Here is a 17,426-nt window from a genome sequence, read left to right on the forward strand (position 1 = left end):
AAACATACAGTAGCCTTTTTTTATAAGAACGTGACTGTGTTTATTGTGACTCTATTTATCTACATTATAAAATGTTAGCGGACTAAAATGACAGGAGACAAGGTGCTGGCAATAATTTCTGTTGTAGTACTTCCCAAAAACAATTGCTGCAACTTTGAGTGACCATACGCACCCAAGACCATCATATCAACGTCATTATCCATCTGAAATTTTAATAAGCCATTCACAGCATCAGAAGCTGTGACATGGTGAGCACCTACGGCATAGCCAGCGGCTTCTAATTGCGCCCCTGCCGCGCTTAGACTTTGTTTGGCAGCATCATTATGATTGCCTACCATGACGATATGACCTTGCATTCCCTTTAATACAGGGCTTCTTGCAACCATCAAAACGGCTTTGATAGCGGTTTTGCTGCCATCAAAGGCAATCATGTAGGAGCGTGGCTCTTTAAACGCCTCTGAACAAACCAAGATAGGCACCTCTGATGCACGAGCAACCGTTTCTATTTGGCTACCGATGTTGATACGGCTATTCTTATGGTCTTCGCCACGTCGGCCCATGACGATGGCTCGGTTTTCAGCTTTGAAATGCTCAATGGCAGGCAATAATTTGCCATGCCGCTGATAAAGACGGACATCAATATGCGCAAATTTCTCTTGAATATGACTTCTTGCGTCTTCTACCAACGCATTGCTATAGCTGTTTTCTATTTTTGCCCTTTGCTCGTCCAGTTGGGTCAACTCTTCTAATAAGAACTGGCGGCTATTGATGCCGATTGCCCCTGACAAATCTCGCCTGGTAGAGACAGGAACATTGCTAACATGCATCAACCCAACAGGTAAATTCAGTTTGCTTGCATACCATGCTGCATAGTCACAAACCGATTCAGTCACTGCGGAGCCGTCAATACAGGCCAAAATGTGCTGTGATGTTGTCATAATTCATCCTTAAATATGGTTGGTTAATCCTATGTCACTTTTTAGGGTGTTTTTAGTTTATGACCACTTTACGCCGTATTACGAAAAGCACCTTCTCTATACGCTCTATAAAATACATTTGTTTGTTAACTTCATACCTTACTTGATAATAACCAATTTAAGCCACTTCATCCAGTCATGTATGTGTGATTGTGACATCCTATTTGGCTTGTCTCTATGCTAGCTAAACCTATCTTTTGATCGTTTAAGTTTGATTTATCAATCCCCTCTTGTATTCTCCTAACAACATGCCATAGCAAAGTTTGCTACAATGTATTTTTTAATATTTATCATCTAGTGGTTAAGATTACAGCATCATTATTTAGGGAACGAAGTTATGGCAAAAAATGCCCTACAAGCTCAGTTATTAAAAGCAGGATTGGTGGATAGCAAGAAAGCCAAAAAAATCAGTAAGCAAGCTGATCATGCCAAGCGTACTGGCGACTCAGAAAGCATCGAGACAAAAAAAGCGTTGGCAGACGCGCAAGCAAAAAAACTAGAAAAAGATCAAAAGCTCAATCAAGAAAAGCAGCGGATTTTAGAAGAGAAAATGCTCAGAGCCAATATCGTACAAATGATTAAGCAGCATCAAATCACCGACACAAGTGGTGAGGTCAACTATCAATTTGTAGATCATGCTAAGGTTAAGAAAATTGCGATCACTCAAAAGCTCTATGATCAAATCGTGGCCGGTCATGTGGTCATCGCACGATTAGAAGACAGCTATGCGCTACTGCCTCGTCCATTGGCAGATCGCATAAATACAAAAATGGAAGGCTTTATCGTCGTCTCTAACGATACTTCAGAAGAAGCGTTGGAAGAAGATGATCCTTATGCTGCTTATGTGATTCCAGATGATCTGATGTGGTAAAAGTCTCCTCTGATATACAACATCAAAAAAACCCTTTATTGAATAATCGATAAAGGGTTTTTCTATATCCACATCATTTATTACTAATCGATATTTTTAATGTGTTAATGTGTGAGCAACACATGTTTGCTTTTTTGATAGGCAGACAGACCATCGACGCCAAGCTCACGACCGATCCCGCTTTGCTTAAACCCGCCCCATCCTGCTTGCGGCAATACGATTTGTTGCTCATTAATCCAAATATGACCTGCTTGAATTTGTAGCGCTATCTTGAGTGCAGCGCTCTCATCAGCGCTCACAATGGTTGCAGCCAAGGCAAATTTACTGTCATTGGCTAAACGAATCGCATCCAAATCCTCTGCAAACGTTTTGCTGACTAAGACGGGACCGAACACCTCTTCTGTCCACAGCTGACTGGTCACGGGCACATTGTGATAGATGGTTGGCGTGACAAAATACCCCGCTCTATCCAACACTTTGCCACCTGTTAGGCACTCTAACTTTTCAGTTATGGCGATATCGAAGTATTTTTTTACCTGATTGAGCTGCTGCTCACTGACCATTGGCCCCATTTGCGTGTCTGTATTAAAACCATCACCGATGGACAGGTTTTCTGTCTTTGTCTTCAACCTCTCAAATAACGCGTCAGCAATATCCTGATGAACAAGCAGTCTGGACGTCGCCGAACAGATTTGACCTGCGTTGGTAAAGATACCACCGATGATTAAGTCGCAAGCATATTCAATGTCCGCATCCGCGCAGACGATGATGGCCGACTTACCGCCCAGCTCTAGGCTGATATCTTTGATACCTTTTGCTGCTTGGCTCATGACCTTTTCACCCACCGCATTACTACCTGTAAAAGACACTTTGTCAATCAGCGGATGACTGGTCATGCCAGCGCCCACCGCTGCCGCTCCCGGTAAAATATTCACCACGCCTTTTGGCAGATCAATAGCAGACAATATATTGCCCAGCATCAGCTCTGGTAATAATGTCACCTCGGACGGTTTTAGTACCACCGTGCAGCCTGCCGCCAATGCAGGTGCAAGCTTCCAAGCGGTGGTGACCATAGGAAAATTCCAAGGCACAATCAAGGCGCAAACCCCAACAGGTGCGTATGTTTTTAATAGACGCACACCTGCCTCATTGGCCTCGACCTCAGCCCAAGTCTCTTGTTTGGTAATGAGCTGAACATAATAGCGATAACAAGCAATGGCGTCGCTGACGTCTATCTTTGCCTCTTCAATCGGCTTACCGTTATTCAACACGGACAAACCAACCAATGTATCAAACTGCTGTGTCATCGCGTCTGCGATGGCATTTAGATAATGCGCACGCTCGTTTGTGCTTGTCTGTGACCAACTGGCATAGGCGGTAGCAGCAGCGTTGACAGCAGACTCTACGTGTTCTGCGCTACACAAACGAGTGGTGGCAATCACTTCTCCTGAATTGGGATCATACAAAGCGTATTCATCTAGGCTATCAGATGCTTCAATAGTCACCCAATCACCCTCTATATACGCTGCATTTAGAACGACGTCGTTACGAACGGTTTGCTTTGCCATTTCTCTCGTTAGAGAGTTTGTGTCTATTTTTTTCATATTATCGATTGCCTTATGTCATTTCATATTCAACCAGCTGGGTTGTGTAGACTGTTTATACTTATACTTGTGCTGCTCATGTTCAAAGAGTTGATTGACCTAATACAACAGATGCGCAACTGAGGTAATTACGACCAAACTGATAAGCGTGCGCAGCATAAAAATCCCAAACAGCTCCAATATATTGAGCTTGATATTTGATTTTAAAATAAGCGCGCCGACTTCTGACATATATATAATCTGAGTGATAGAAGCAGCACCAACGATAAACCTTGTCATTTCACTCTCGATACTTTTGCCCACCAGTGCTGGCAGATACATATCAGCAAAACCCATAATCATCGCAGGCGCAGCTTCTGCTGCCTCTGGAATTTGCAACCATTCAAGCAAAGGCACAAGCGGCGTGGCCAACCAATTAAAGACAGGGGTATATTCTGCCAACCCAAGACCAATCGTACCGATAGCGAAAACCACTGGAATCAGCCCAAAATAAATATCAAATAAGTTTTTGGTGCTACTCTTGAATACTTGACCAAGCTTTGGCATAGACTGCGCACGAGTCACAGCACGATTGACCGCCCATTGATACGTGGTGTAATGCGCTGGTGTTTCTTCGTCTAGCATACTTTTGCCAGAATGGTACGTATCAGGCTTCAATGATAGTGGCGGTATACGCGGCATAATAACGGCAGCGACAAACCCAGTGAGGGCAATGGTCAAATAAAAATAGACGAAGTTATTGTCCACGCCGATGGTCTTTGCCACTACATAAGTAAAAGCGATCGAGGTGACTGAAAACGTCGTTGCGATAATTGCTGCTTCGCGCTGACTATAATAGCTTTTATCATACTGCTGCATCGTCACCAACAAGCCAATGGACGCGGCACCAAACCAAGAAGACATGGCATCCACGGCCGAACGCCCAGGCAGATTAAAGAGCTTAACAAAAAGCTTACTTGATAACGTACCCAAAAACTCCATCAAACCAAAGTCAGTCAAAAACGGCAATAACAGAATGGCAAAAAAGAACAGAGGAATCAAAATAGGAATCAAATCTTCAAAAATCACACTGCCAGTATTACGGCTAATGATGAATTCAGGGCCGACTTGTAAAAAAATCATCCAAACAAAGACCATCCCCAAAAGCCGCGTCACCAACCAAAACCAATTCACATCAAAAAGGTTTTTGACCAAACTGCCGTCACGTAAGTTGGGCTTTAATACCTTTACTGCCAACGCCCCTATACAAGAGGTCGTCACAAGCGCCATGACCACATAAACGACATAACCACCCAGCAACGCTTGCAGAGTATCTGTTAATACCCCTAATAAAATCGTGACTTTGCCGTCCCACTGAAACGGTATAATAAACAAAGCAATACCGAATACAGAAAACAGTAAAAACTTCCATAATGATGCACGCCATTGCTTTTCACTTAGCGAGTCTGAATCGACAGCATCTTTCTCTAAAATCGACTGTTGCGACTTATCCATATAGTTTGTCATTCAATTCCTCCTTGATAGGCGACCATCGCCAATTTATCCATTTTGCTGTCTGACTACTACTTAAAGTTTGCTCCCAAAATCTGTCATCTCATTACGTAAAACACCCAAAATCCTTACCCATTTCCATCAGAAACGCATCGGATTCATCAATTTCATAAATGATTGGCTGCTTACCTTTTGTGTCTGTCTTTAGCGCATCCAGTAATTGCTGCTTCTCTGTGATTCTGCGATATCCTGACCCAAACCCTGCGGCTAATGGCTCAAAGTTTGGCGTTTTGATATTGACCCCAATCAGTGGCAATCCGCCCTCTTCCATATACCGTCGAATCTCGCCATAACCTTGGTTATTCCATAATAATACGATCAATGGCAGCTCAAGCTCTGCTGCACAGATGAGCTCAGCAATGGTAAATTGAATACCGCCATCACCAATCAGACTGACAACGGGCACCTTTGATCCAATCATTGCCCCAATGGCAGCTGGTAATCCATAACCTAACGTGCCAAACCCTGTTGATGAATTGAACCATCTGCGAGTTGCCAATGCCTCAAAGCCAAGATTGCCACTATAAACAGGCTGAGTTGAGTCACCGACGAAGATGACATCTTCTATTTCATCGCGAATGAGCTGAAGCAGTGCATTTTGACCGGCGAAGTCTGGTGTTATATCCTTTATAAGGTCTTGTTTTGCATCGTTTACTCGTGACACTGCCTGATGATCGAATACTTGTCCCTCTAGACGCGCACACAAACCACTGATAGCCAGTTGTGCATCGCCCAATACTGCTATATCTGCTCTAAACGGACGCTGTAACTGCGCAGCGTCACAGTCGATACGCACCAGTGTGCCATTGATATGGAACCCACCATTAAAAAACACGTCGTAATCAGTTTCGCCAAGCTCAGTACCGATTGCTAATACCCAATCAGCCTCAGTAATCACCGCACGACCTGCTGCTAATGACTGATTGCTGCCCAAGCTTAATGGATGAAGAGGTGGCAACAAACCTTTGGCATTGATGGTTAAAAACGTGGGCGCGTCTATCAGCTCGGCCAGTTTTTGCGCATCCTGATCGACATCGACGCAGCCACCACCGTAGAGCAACACTGGGTTTTTCGCTGTTTTTAAGGATTCGATAATCAGGTCTAATTGCGCAGGGTTTGGCAATGGCTTCATGACCCGCGGTAAGGATACGTGGTCTGCTGACGTATTTGAGCGTGGCGGTCTTTCGACATGGCTGGCATCAGCGGTGATGATATCGATAGGCAACTGGATATGAACTGGCCCAGGCCGTGCGCCGTTAAATAACGCAAAGGCTTCGGCAATGACTTTGGGCAATGATTCAGGCTGCCAGATGGTTTTGCTTGTGAGCGCGACCTTACTCACCATACCTTGCTGATCGTGCAGCTCATGCAAGTGCCCTTCACCACTGCCTGTGTCTTTTACTTTATTCACACTAGAGATGATAAGCATCGGTATCGAATCCGCCAGTGCTTGCGCCATTGCCGTCATGATATTGGTCATGCCAGGACCTGTAATAATAAAACAGACACCGATTTTGCCTGAGGCGCGGTAATAACCATCTGCCATAAACCCAGCCCCTTGCTCATGACGCGGTGTTATGTGGCGAATGTTAGTATTGGGTAGACCGCGATACAGCTCGACTGTGTGCACGCCCGGTATGCCAAATGCAGTCTCGACGCCGTAGTATTCTAACCATTGAACAAGCAGCTCACCGCAGGTCAAAGACGAGCGCGGAGATGATGCCAAAGGCGATTTTGTAGAGTGCGTCATGAGTCATCCTAAAAATTTTAATATTGTTTAATAACTTGTTTAACGATATAAAAAACGACAATTTATCTACTTACAAGCGGCCATTTACTGCTTCTATCACAAATTATGATTAATAAACGGCTTTAACCTTATCGTCATAGCGCACGCCCGGTAAAATACATAGCATCTCAAACAGTAAGTTTGCTGCCAGCACCGAAGTGTTTCCAAAGGGATCATAAGGCGGAGATACTTCTACCAAATCACCGCCCACCACATCGAGACCACGCATACCGCGAATGATTTCTATGCCTTGAGTGGATGTCAAACCACCGATTTCCGCAGTTCCAGTACCGGGGGCAAACGCGGGGTCAATACCATCAATATCGAAGCTTAAATAAACAGGACCATTACCCAGCTTTTCGCGTACTTCTGCCATCAAGGGCGCAAGCGACTTGTACCAGCACTCTTCAGCGGGTACAACTCGGAATCCTTGCTGGGTTGACCAATCAAACTCTTCGGCACTATAGCCTGTACCGCGTAAACCAATCTGTACCACACGGTTGCCGTCAATGAGGTTCTCTTCAACAGCGCGGCGAAACGGTGTGCCGTGGGCAATTTTTTCACCAAACATATCATCGTTGATATCAGCATGGGCATCGATATGTACCATGCCAACTGGACCATGTTTTTTAGCAAGCGCCCGCAAGATAGGCAGTGCAATGGTATGATCGCCGCCTAGTGTCAATGGAACAGCGCCATGCTTGACGATTTTTTCAGAATAGAATTTTTCGATGATATCGACGCTTTTTAGGAGGTTAAACGTATTGATAGGCACATCGCCAATATCAGCGACTTGTAAGGATTCAAAGGGCGCAGCACGCGTGGCTACGTTGTAAGGACGAATCATGCGTGATTCATCGCGAATCTGTCTTGGGCCTAAGCGGGCACCACTGCGATTTGATGCGCCAATATCTAGAGGGACACCCACAAAAGCAACATCTAGCCCTTCCGCATCCGCTTGTGTTGGCAGGCGCATCATAGAGGCAAAACCGCCAAATCTTGGCATATCATTGCCACTCAATGGTTGATTAAATTTCATAAATCACATCCTTGTTCAGGTTTTCGAAATAGGCAATCTTTCGAGGTAGACAATTTGTTGTATGTCTCGACAATACCTAAATAATAGACGGTAGACCATGGTAAAATTCAGAAGTAAACTTCTGGTTTTTCGTAGTAAATTGGATTTAACCATTATTATTAGAAGTTTATGCAACCAAAACATGATGTGATAAGGCGCTATTATCAATGCTAGATGAACTGATAAAAATAGACATCAAAACCCTACGTAGCTTTATGGCCATTGTAGAATGTCAAGGAGTGACGGCCGCTCAAACGCGTTTGAACGTGACGCCTTCAGTGATTAGTGGTCATTTAACGCACTTAGAAGATCGTTTGGGCATGACACTCTGTCATCGTGGTCGAGGAGGATTCAAGCTGACAGAAGATGGCGCGGCAGTCTACGAGGCTTGCTTGAGTTTCACTGAAGCGGTTGCGAGCTTTCAGCATCAGCTACACTATATTCGGCAATTAGATTCTGTCCGTGGCGGTCATATTCGACTGTGTTTAACAGATCAAATGCCTACGTTTTTTTATGATGCACTCAGGCAATGCCTTGCTGGTAGCTATCGCACCAATCCATTGATACATTTTTCTATCGATGTGCAAAGCCCTGAAAACATGCTGGATAAGCTGTTGGGCAATGAGAGTGATATTGGGGTAGGATATTTTGGCAGTTTTCCGCCTTTACTGACTTTTCAGCCAGCTTTTATCGAAAAACAAGTGGTTTGCTGTGGTCACACGCATCGCTTGTTTTATGAGGCAGATACGCTGACATTTCATGAGTTGGAACAAGACTATCCATGGATCAAAAGAGGCTATGCGACTGATCATAGTATCAATCACATTCGCCCTAAGACATTGAGTGCCACCACTTACCATATGGAGGCGACCGCGCAGCTGATTCTTGCTGGTCACCATGTCGGTTACTTACCCCACGATTTGGCGACGCGTTATGAAGAAATGGGCTTGATGAAAATCTTACTGCCCAATGAAGCAAGTTACGATGTCAAGCATCACTGGGCTTATCGAGAAAATCTGCACAAACAAGTCGCAGATTTTTTGAGTAAAATGATAGATCTGCTATAAGCAGTTGCTATATCGTTGCTGGTACTTCCGTATGTTTGAGACCAATGGTTCTTAGCTTGCCTTTGTCATCCACTTCCTTGATGACCAATGCCCACTCTTCACTAATTGCCACGGTATCACCTGAGACTGGCGCGGTACCCAAACTCCCTTTGACATACTCAGCGACGGTTTGATCCCACATGCTTTTTTGAAACGTTTTATCCTCTTGCTCGACATGATCCGCTTGAGATTTTAAACTCTCTACAAGCGTCTCAGATTCCATGATGTCAGTGAAGAATGGCAAATCGCCGAGTTTGACACTGGGTGATAATAGCCAATCGCCATAAAAGTCATCAATGACCTTGCGATCGAGCGTTGTGTCATTAAAAATATTGGCAATTTTGCTGGCATGATTGCCGCGCATGGCGTACCACACGCTGTCACCAAATTTTAACTTCGTACTTTCATCTACAACGACGATTTCTTGTTTACGCAACAATGCAAACACGCTGATTTCATCAGGACTAATGCGGCGAGAGACATCCATCGGATGACGACCAATCGCAAACGCCCCTGATTGAACCTCGAATTCATAAAGCGTAATACTCGCTTTATCTGATACCCACACCTCAAGCTCTTCTTTTGGATCTTTATTGGTCGGAATACGGACTCTAAAGAGATTTGCCATAAAAGGAATGGTCATGCCTTGCAAAATCAAGGACAGAACCACCACCCCAAAAGCAATGTCAAACAGCATAAAGGCATTATCTATTCCTGCCATAACAGGCAAAAGCGCAAGGGTAATAGGCACCGCACCGCGCAAACCCACCCAAGAGATAAAGCCAATTTCTCTATCTTTAAATTTAAAAGGTTTGACACTGGTATAAACAGCAATCGGACGCGCGATCAGAATCATAAAGGCGGTAATCGCTACTGAATAGTGCCAGACATTAATGACGTTGGACGGCGTCGCCAATAGACCTAACACCACAAAGAGTACTGCTTGCGACAACCACGCAAAGCTGTCCATCACTCGCATGACATGCTCTGTTGAACGCACCTTGTGATTGCCAATCAATACACCTGCCAAATAAACAGCCAAAAAGCCACTACCGCCAAGCAGATTGGTTGCGGCAAAGACTGCCAAGCCTGCTGACAGTATCAAGATGGCATACATCCCTTCTGCCAAATGCAACTTGGGCAATAAGCGCGCCAGTAAAAAGCCGAACAGCAAGCCCATACCCAAACCGAACCCTAACTGCTGTAACAACAGCAACAAAAAGCCAATGGCTGTCTGACCTGCGGGATCGACATTTAGGGCAATCAAACCTGTGACTAAAAGAATCGCCAAAGGATCGTTAGCACCAGATTCTAGTTCAAGCGTGGCTTGGACACGGTCATTGAGCTTAACACCGCCATTACGCAATAAAGAAAAGACAGCTGCTGCATCGGTTGAGCCCACGATGGCTGCCATCAAAAGACCAAAGCGCCAATCAACATCGAGCAACCAAGTGACAAATATCCCTAATACTACTACCGTCACCAGTACGCCCAAAGTTGCTAGGGTAATCGCAGGCTTGAGGCCGACTCGAAACGATTTAAAAGAAGTACGCAAACCACCATCTAGCAAAATACACGCTAAGGCAGCTTGTCCAACAAAATTGGCAAGTCCATACTGGGAAAACTCTATACCCAAAATGCCTTGCTCACCAGCCAACATCCCCACTATTAAAAATAACAGTAGCAGGGGTACGCCTAATCTTGCTGATAAAGTGCTTGCCATGATACTGGCAAAAATCAACAATGCCCCTACGAGATATAGGATATTTAAGGTATCCATTTTTTTAAGCCCTATTTTTATAAATTATAATGCGTTGAATTATTACAATCAGATCCGCTTTATTTTGCGACCGATCATTTTCGCGTCTTAATACCAAGGTGACAGTAGGGTTTGTATCCCACTATCAAAAATTTTATTATTATTTTAGAGTGTCCTTAAGAATAACACTTGCTGCCAGATTTTGAGAAATTATCTATCCCAGATTTATATACTTTTTTCTACTCTGTTTGGTGCGCTGTGATTTAGCGCTGACTCTGCGCTGATCAAAATACAAATTAATGGCACTGTTTAATTTAATGGCACTGTATTGATTGTTGTTAAGTTAAGACTGAATATATTGCCACGTTAGTACTAAAATAGCGGCAGCGATGATCCAAGCGACGACCCCTAGCATTAATGCTTTGTATAAGCTGATGTAGTTAATACCTACGAAGACCACAAGCGTATAAACAAGATGCGGTATGACCCCCAATATACTAAAAATCAACGCAACCTTTAAATCAGCTTGGCTACGCTCAGTACCAACGATAAAGTGACTGATTAAAGCAAAGGTGGGGAAAAGTGGCGCAAGTGCTGCCAAATAAAAAAAGCGGGTTTGTGCAAATAATTGAATCACCAATACCATCACAGCACCAATAAGCATTTTTAGCCAAATCATGGTGGATCATCTCCTGTTAAGTGCCAAGGGCTGAAATAGCCGAATTGCCATGATACTAAAGTATGCAAACTGACATAAGGGGCATATCGACTTAGTTGACCCTCATTGTAAAAATAATCAAAAAACCCCATTCAGTCTTATAACCAAATGGGGGTTTTTATTTTATAATTAAAGCGATTACCAGCTTTTAATCGGCTTTTGGTTTTAGCGCCGCACTAATATCAGCCAGCAATGGCGGGATATCGTGCTTATCTGCTATCACTTCTATCATGACCAACTTGTTCGTGGTCTCGGCAGCCTTGATGAGAGCAGATTTTAACTCACCAGCAGTTTCTACCTTCAGCACCAAACTGTTGTCTTCTGTGGCACCAAAGGCTTGTGGCATCAGCTGCCAGTTACATTTGGGAATATCATTGTAGTGCTGGTTTTCACCATGAATTGCACGCTCGACAGTATAGCCATCATTATTCACCAGCACAATGACTGGATTGATACGCTCTTGAATCATTACGGCGATTTCTTGCACTGTTAATAAAGCGGAACCATCACCGATCAGTAGGACACTGCGTTTATCTGGTGAAGCAATCGCACCGCCTAAGCTGGCAGGCAACGTGTAACCAATTGAGCCCCACATTGGTTGTCCATAAGAGGTCACCCCTTCTGGTAAACGCACATCGCTGATCCCAAAATACGCGGTTCCTTGATCAGAAAACACCAAATTATTATGGTCTAAATGATCCGCAATAATATGCCAGAGGTCATCTTGGCGAATGGCTTCGTCGTCTTTGCCATTTTGCTCATGTGGTTTTACCTCTTTACAAAACTGCTTTGGCACAATCTCAATACCTGAAGTCATGACTTCATGTAGTGCTTGCAAGGCGTCTTTTAAAGCAATTGGGGCAAAATTCTGACCACTGACAGACGCACGCTCATAATGCAGATCAACCACCACATTTTCATCAATGTCTTGGCTAAATCCTGCCGTGGTCGTATCGGTATATTGCACACCAATTTTGATCAAACATTCACAGTTTTCTACGGCGTCTTTGACGATGGGCCGTGATGCCACACCTGCATACGTTCCTGCCCAGCGATTGCTGTTTTCATCAAGTAGCGTTTTGCCCCACGACAGCGTTGTATAAGGAATATCGGTATCGGCAATCAGTGCTTTTAGCTGATTTTGCAATCCCAAACGGTGCACCATTAGATCTGCCATCAGCGTCGTGGTTTTATTTGGTAAAAATTCTATCAGTGCTTTTTTGAAATCTGCCAACGCGGCTTGACTGGTGATGTCTTCTTGGCTGTCATCAAGCTTGGTCGTTGGTGGATAAATGGGCTGACGCGCTACATCGGGCGATAATAATAAATAACCTGGGCGATGCTTTTTGAGTATCACACGAATCACGCGGTCAATCTCTGAGGCGGCATTTTCTGGCGTAATCTGTGCCCGCGCGACTGTCACAGGCTCCACCATCTTGATAAAATGGTTAAATATGCCGTCACCCAAGGTATGATGGATGCGGCTTTTTGAATCTTGCAGTGCGGTATTGGGTGCACCTACTACGTGCAATACAGGGGCATACTCAGCAAAAGAACCAGCGGTGGCGTTGATAGCGGACAACTCCCCCACCCCAAACGTTGTCACCATCGCGGCAAACCCACGCTCGCGTGCGTAGCCATCGGCAGCATAGCCTGCATTGAGCTCATTGGTGTTACCCACCCAGCGCAGCTTATCGGAGGCGACAATATTGTCCAAAAAAGTTAAGTTAAAATCACCAGGGACTCCGAATATCTCAGTCGCACCCGCTTCCGCGATACGATCAAACAGATAATCAGCGATGGTATATTGTTGGCTCATTCCTTTATCCTTATGACTCATTATTATAGGGGTCGATATTGTTGATGTAATTGAAGTGAATTATAAAAGGCATTCCAGCTTATTTATTCCTATTAAATCTTTTGGAATACATAATATAATAAACTGTTATAACATATATCAAGTCCTAGATGACATGCCTGTTTTAGTCAGTTTATTTTTTTTCGTTATAACTGTTGACACATAAAAAAAACTGCGTATAATACCTCGTCATCATCTAGACGATAGATTGTTTATCAGATGATTTAGCGGGAATAGCTCAGTGGTAGAGCATAACCTTGCCAAGGTTGGGGTCGAGAGTTCGAATCTCTTTTCCCGCTCCAAATACTTAAAAAGCCTCACTTAACAGTGAGGCTTTTTTTTGTCTAATTTTCAGGGCTTGTAGAGAAATTCTCGAAATATCTTTTTGAATATAGTTAAGTCTAACTACTCAAACAAAAAACCCATTTTCATGGCGGTGCCCATGTGGTGCCCAAACTGTGCCCTGCCCTAAAACCTCACATACATAACTGACCACAACCTAGCTATTTTTGGATAAAAAACCATCATGACACCTAACCTAGTAAATTTGGCACTATGATGATTTTTGAACCCAACCTCAATTCAACAAAAAAACGTGTTTTTCAGATGCCTAGTTTTTGGAAATACGTTTCAAATTTATAGTATTTACTATTGGTCTTCACTTAAAAAGCGATGACTACAACCTAACAATAAAAAATTTATTAAGCTTCGTAAGTATTTTTTGGCTCTAAGTAGACCTTTAGCTAGAAATTTCCTCTCAACTATAGCGATAGTTAATTTACTCTTCTAAAGAGTCGTCCTCACCAAGTTCATCTGGAACGTATTTCAAAATATCCCCTGGCGTTACTTCTAATACATTACATAGCTTGCTCAAAGTATCGAACTCAATTCTAGTCGTATCATCGTTATAGATCCTATGCAGCGTCGATTTACTGATATCTGTCATTCTCACTAAATCTGCCACACGCAACCTTCTTTCTGCCAAAAGAACAGGTAAGTTACATGAAATCACAATAAATTCCTTATTGGTAAGTAAAAAGTACTTGCCAATGACTACTTTTCTGATAATATAGTACTCGTTGGCAACAACAAAGTGTTTATTAAAAACTATTTAATACTGACTGGAGAACTATTATGTCACAGACCTATCTCACCACTCAAGAACTAGCCGAACGTATCAAATACGATGCACGTACTATCCGTAACCAACTTAAGGACACTGTTTTGATTGAAAACATCCATTACATTCGTCCTTTTGGCGGTCGCAAGATTTTATACGTATGGGAGCGTATCGAAGAAGATATGTGCAAGCCGGTTATGAGTGCCATCAACGGTATGGCTTTACAGTAAGTTTCATTTAAACAAGGAGTCAAATAATGGCCTCAATAAGATCCAGACGTGGCAAGCTATTCGTAGATTTTCGATATATGAATATGCGTTGCCGTGAGACGACTAATCTCACAGACACTCCAGCTAATCGAAAGAAGCTGGCTAAAATTATCGAAAAAATGGAAGCAGAAATCACCCTAAATATTTTCGACTATGCTGCTTACTTCCCAAAGAGTGAACGAGCGCAGGAGATGACGGCATTGGCTGATAGAGCCGAAGCTTGTATCAGTCGTAATCCGACCTTTAAGGAGTTTTCGGAAACATTTTTTGAGGAGAGGAAGATTGAATGGCGACCGAGCTATCGGCAAAAAATAAAGATTATTTTGAATAAGTATTTATTACCTGAGTTTGGTGGTAAAGCAGTACATGCGATAAAAAAACCAGACTTGCTGACCTTCCGTAGCTCCCTCGCCAAAGTTCGTTACGGTAAAGATGGTCAGTCAAATCTGTCAGTAGCACGGATCAACCAGATCATGATACTTCTTCGTATGATACTAGAAGAAGCATCTGATCGCCATGAGTTTGAGATGCCTTATAAAAATATTAAGAATCTTAAGCAAGCTCGTCCTGATGTGAATCCTTTTACACTTTCTGAGGTATGGCTGATTTTAAAGAATGTCCGTACTGATTATAGGCCCTATTACACCATTCGCTTCTTTACAGGAATGCGTACCAGTGAGATTGATGGGCTGAAATGGGACTGCATTAATTTTGATCGCCGTGAGATCAGTATCAGAGGCGCATTAGTAAACGGTGAGATGGGTCCAACGAAGACGTTAGGCTCACAACGTGATATTGCGATATCACAGCTGGTATACGATGCCTTGTTAGAGCAGAAGGCTCGCACCTATGGTAAGTCAGAGTTCGTATTCTGCAACTCACAGGGCAATCCAATGGAGTATCGTAATGTGAATAGACGGGTATGGAAACCCACACTTGCCCTACTCGGACTTAAGCACAGGCGTGCTTATCAGACTCGGCATACCGCAGCGACGCTTTGGCTCGCTGCTGGTGAGAATCCCGAGTGGATTGCACGGCAGATGGGTCACAGCAGTACGGAGATGCTGTTTCGGGTATATAGCCGTTATGTGCCTGATATTACCCGTCAAGATGGTTCAGCGATGGATAACTTACTACTAGCGAGTAAAGAGAAGTTAACAAGCACATCGAATAGCTCCGACACTGAAGCACTAATCACGAATGCACAAACTGACAAGGAGACGTCACAATGAAAATCATCAATTATGAAGAGCTGTTTAGCGAGTTTAAACGGGACGGTGCGATCAGTGCAGATGCAAATCTCATCGCTAATGCATTGATGCGTGAGTTGTATATTTTATCTGGTCATCAACTCGCACGCTTCTTAGGAGTGAAACGCTGCTTTGATAACGATATGGCGATGCGGGTATGGGTGCAGAAGCGCTTGGATGCAAGTTTTGGTTATGTGGTTGAGGATATGCGTTGTCAGCTTCAGAGCGAGCTTTATGAGCTATTACCGCACTCTGAATATGTCGGCTACTGAGGAGAACATGATGAGTGTAAAGCTTCAGCCGAATATGACACAGAACGCACGCGATCTAAAAATCTGTGAGGATTACTGGGCATACGATAATAAAGGTGATTATATCGCACATGTCGAAACCATCTGTGAGAAGTATGAGATTAGCCCTCAATTATTTTTCGAGACAATCGGTGAGTGTTTTGCTTATTTAGATGATGTGCGATGCGAATACTGTGGTTATGTGTGTCCTCTACAGATACCGGCAGACATTCCGTATATGCGGGCAAAAGACAGTTGGTACTGTGAAGTATGTGAGCATGCCTTGTGGCGGGAAAACAATCATAAATAAGTCGTTCAAATTTTAAAGCTAGACAGCTTAGGTTGTCTGGCTTTTTTGTGGGCAGCAGATCTTCTCTTAAATACAGCTTAAATTTAGTGTGCCACTACAACGTCGAGATGGTTTATTTTTTGGTCAAGATAGCCCAAGCTAAGACCTCTAAAAAGGTAGAGGGTAGTATGAGCCAAGTTTAGGCTAAAAACTTGGCTTTAAAAGGTAAATACAGGAAAAAAGCTAGTTTAAAATTGACTGTAGTCTACTTTAACGAGTTTAGATTGCTGAACCTTTTTTAGTTTGAATGTCTTGGTCTTTTCATCCCAAATGTTGACATAATAGGTGATAAGTTGTTTACCGGTGGTTTCGTTGACTTTCTCGCCTTCACAATTGCGGCTGATAAATAAGCGGCTATTTGGATAGAAAGCCAAACGCTCGTTGTCATCGAGTTCCACTCCGTCTGCGAAGCATTCTGCGCCACTTTCATAAGGGGTGACACTATCCTCAGTTTCACCCAGTGGGATATCGTATACTTTGCCAGTACGTTTATCAATCATAGCCCCTGACACACAGCTTGTACCACAGCCCCAGGTTGTCACGATATAGTTACCCGCGAAGTTAATTTCACCATCTTTATGAGCTTCTTTCAGACGAGTACGAAAAGAGCTCCAGTCACCTAATTTTAAAGGTGCTTGTTTACCGTTATAAATTTTAGCAGGGTATTTTTCAAAGCTGTAACCAGCGATGGTTTCAGCATGAGAGGTAGAGATACAAGCCAAGGCAAAACAAAGATAAGCCGCAAGCTTTTTCATAAGAATTCCTTTTTTAATAGGGGTCAATACAGAAAACGGAAATTATAGTATGGTAAGTACATTTGTTTAATTCCACATCAAC

16 protein-coding genes and 1 tRNA gene are annotated in these 17,426 nt (G+C 43.4%); 7 read left to right on the top strand and 10 right to left on the bottom strand.

Translation table 11 applies throughout. The annotated features are described in order from the left end of the window. Positions 1-74: 74 nt before the first annotated feature. Positions 75-938, bottom strand: a complete 864-nt coding sequence (locus tag FW759_RS02220) for a universal stress protein (RefSeq protein WP_443571160.1) — start codon at positions 936-938, stop codon at positions 75-77. Between the two features lie 376 nt (positions 939-1,314). On the opposite strand from FW759_RS02220, the gene FW759_RS02225 reads away from it, so the two are divergent. After that, entirely contained in the window at positions 1,315-1,848 is a 534-nt protein-coding gene (locus FW759_RS02225; RefSeq protein ID WP_443571161.1) for a DUF2058 domain-containing protein, read from the top strand. Between the two features lie 104 nt (positions 1,849-1,952). Here the strand turns inward: FW759_RS02225 and FW759_RS02230 are convergent, their stop codons facing one another. From FW759_RS02230 to speB, 4 genes are all read right to left on the bottom strand, one after another. Continuing rightward, the gene (locus tag FW759_RS02230) at positions 1,953-3,416 is read right to left on the bottom strand and encodes an aldehyde dehydrogenase family protein (protein WP_443571162.1); all 1,464 of its coding nucleotides are present in this window, start codon (positions 3,414-3,416) and stop codon (positions 1,953-1,955) included. A 135-nt stretch (positions 3,417-3,551) separates the two neighbouring features. After that, on the bottom strand, positions 3,552-4,958 hold the full coding sequence (locus tag FW759_RS02235; protein ID WP_446442057.1) for a YjiH family protein: 1,407 nt from the start codon (positions 4,956-4,958) through the stop codon (positions 3,552-3,554). 91 nt (positions 4,959-5,049) lie between these two features. Beyond that, positions 5,050-6,753 (bottom strand): 5-guanidino-2-oxopentanoate decarboxylase, encoded by a 1,704-nt coding sequence (locus FW759_RS02240; RefSeq protein ID WP_443571164.1) that lies wholly within the window; start codon positions 6,751-6,753, stop codon positions 5,050-5,052. A 109-nt stretch (positions 6,754-6,862) separates the two neighbouring features. Beyond that, a complete protein-coding gene (gene speB, locus FW759_RS02245; protein ID WP_062844813.1) occupies positions 6,863-7,831 on the bottom strand; it encodes an agmatinase in 969 nt (322 codons plus the stop codon). A 206-nt stretch (positions 7,832-8,037) separates the two neighbouring features. Between speB and FW759_RS02250 the strand changes: the two genes are divergently transcribed. After that, entirely contained in the window at positions 8,038-8,937 is a 900-nt protein-coding gene (locus FW759_RS02250) for a LysR family transcriptional regulator (protein WP_446442058.1), read from the top strand. Positions 8,938-8,944: 7 nt separating this feature from the next. Here FW759_RS02250 and FW759_RS02255 read toward each other — a convergent pair whose 3' ends face one another. The 3 genes from FW759_RS02255 to FW759_RS02265 form a co-directional block, all read right to left on the bottom strand. Then, the gene (locus FW759_RS02255; protein ID WP_443571165.1) at positions 8,945-10,756 is read right to left on the bottom strand and encodes a potassium/proton antiporter; all 1,812 of its coding nucleotides are present in this window, start codon (positions 10,754-10,756) and stop codon (positions 8,945-8,947) included. A 322-nt stretch (positions 10,757-11,078) separates the two neighbouring features. Beyond that, entirely contained in the window at positions 11,079-11,414 is a 336-nt protein-coding gene (locus FW759_RS02260; protein WP_062844816.1) for a GlpM family protein, read from the bottom strand. 187 nt (positions 11,415-11,601) lie between these two features. Then, positions 11,602-13,272: a thiamine pyrophosphate-binding protein gene (locus tag FW759_RS02265; RefSeq protein WP_131401333.1), complete on the bottom strand. Its 1,671-nt coding sequence runs from the start codon at positions 13,270-13,272 to the stop codon at positions 11,602-11,604. Between the two features lie 266 nt (positions 13,273-13,538). On the opposite strand from FW759_RS02265, the gene FW759_RS02270 reads away from it, so the two are divergent. Continuing rightward, positions 13,539-13,613 (top strand) — tRNA-Gly (locus FW759_RS02270). A gap of 476 nt (positions 13,614-14,089) precedes the next feature. Here FW759_RS02270 and FW759_RS02275 read toward each other — a convergent pair. Then, positions 14,090-14,323 carry a helix-turn-helix domain-containing protein gene (locus tag FW759_RS02275; RefSeq protein ID WP_193009007.1) on the bottom strand — a complete coding sequence of 78 codons (234 nt, stop codon included), beginning with the start codon at positions 14,321-14,323 and terminating at the stop codon, positions 14,090-14,092. A gap of 122 nt (positions 14,324-14,445) precedes the next feature. On the opposite strand from FW759_RS02275, the gene FW759_RS02280 reads away from it, so the two are divergent. From FW759_RS02280 to FW759_RS02295, 4 genes are read left to right on the top strand one after another with little or no spacing between them, the layout of a single operon-like run. Then, on the top strand, positions 14,446-14,661 hold the full coding sequence (locus tag FW759_RS02280; RefSeq protein WP_045456309.1) for a hypothetical protein: 216 nt from the start codon (positions 14,446-14,448) through the stop codon (positions 14,659-14,661). Positions 14,662-14,687: 26 nt separating this feature from the next. Then, positions 14,688-15,932 (top strand): Arm DNA-binding domain-containing protein, encoded by a 1,245-nt coding sequence (locus FW759_RS02285; protein WP_446442059.1) that lies wholly within the window; start codon positions 14,688-14,690, stop codon positions 15,930-15,932. Beyond that, complete coding sequence (locus FW759_RS02290) at positions 15,929-16,222, top strand: hypothetical protein (RefSeq protein WP_446442060.1); 294 nt, start codon at positions 15,929-15,931, stop codon at positions 16,220-16,222. The genes FW759_RS02285 and FW759_RS02290 overlap by 4 nt, the downstream gene beginning before the upstream one ends. Positions 16,223-16,232: 10 nt before the next feature. Then, positions 16,233-16,550, top strand: a complete 318-nt coding sequence (locus FW759_RS02295; protein ID WP_446442061.1) for a hypothetical protein — start codon at positions 16,233-16,235, stop codon at positions 16,548-16,550. 227 nt (positions 16,551-16,777) lie between these two features. Here FW759_RS02295 and FW759_RS02300 read toward each other — a convergent pair whose 3' ends face one another. Further along, positions 16,778-17,344 carry a hypothetical protein gene (locus FW759_RS02300; protein WP_446442062.1) on the bottom strand — a complete coding sequence of 189 codons (567 nt, stop codon included), beginning with the start codon at positions 17,342-17,344 and terminating at the stop codon, positions 16,778-16,780. Positions 17,345-17,426: the final 82 nt, after the last annotated feature.

Source organism: Psychrobacter sp. 1176_08, assembly GCF_052850615.1.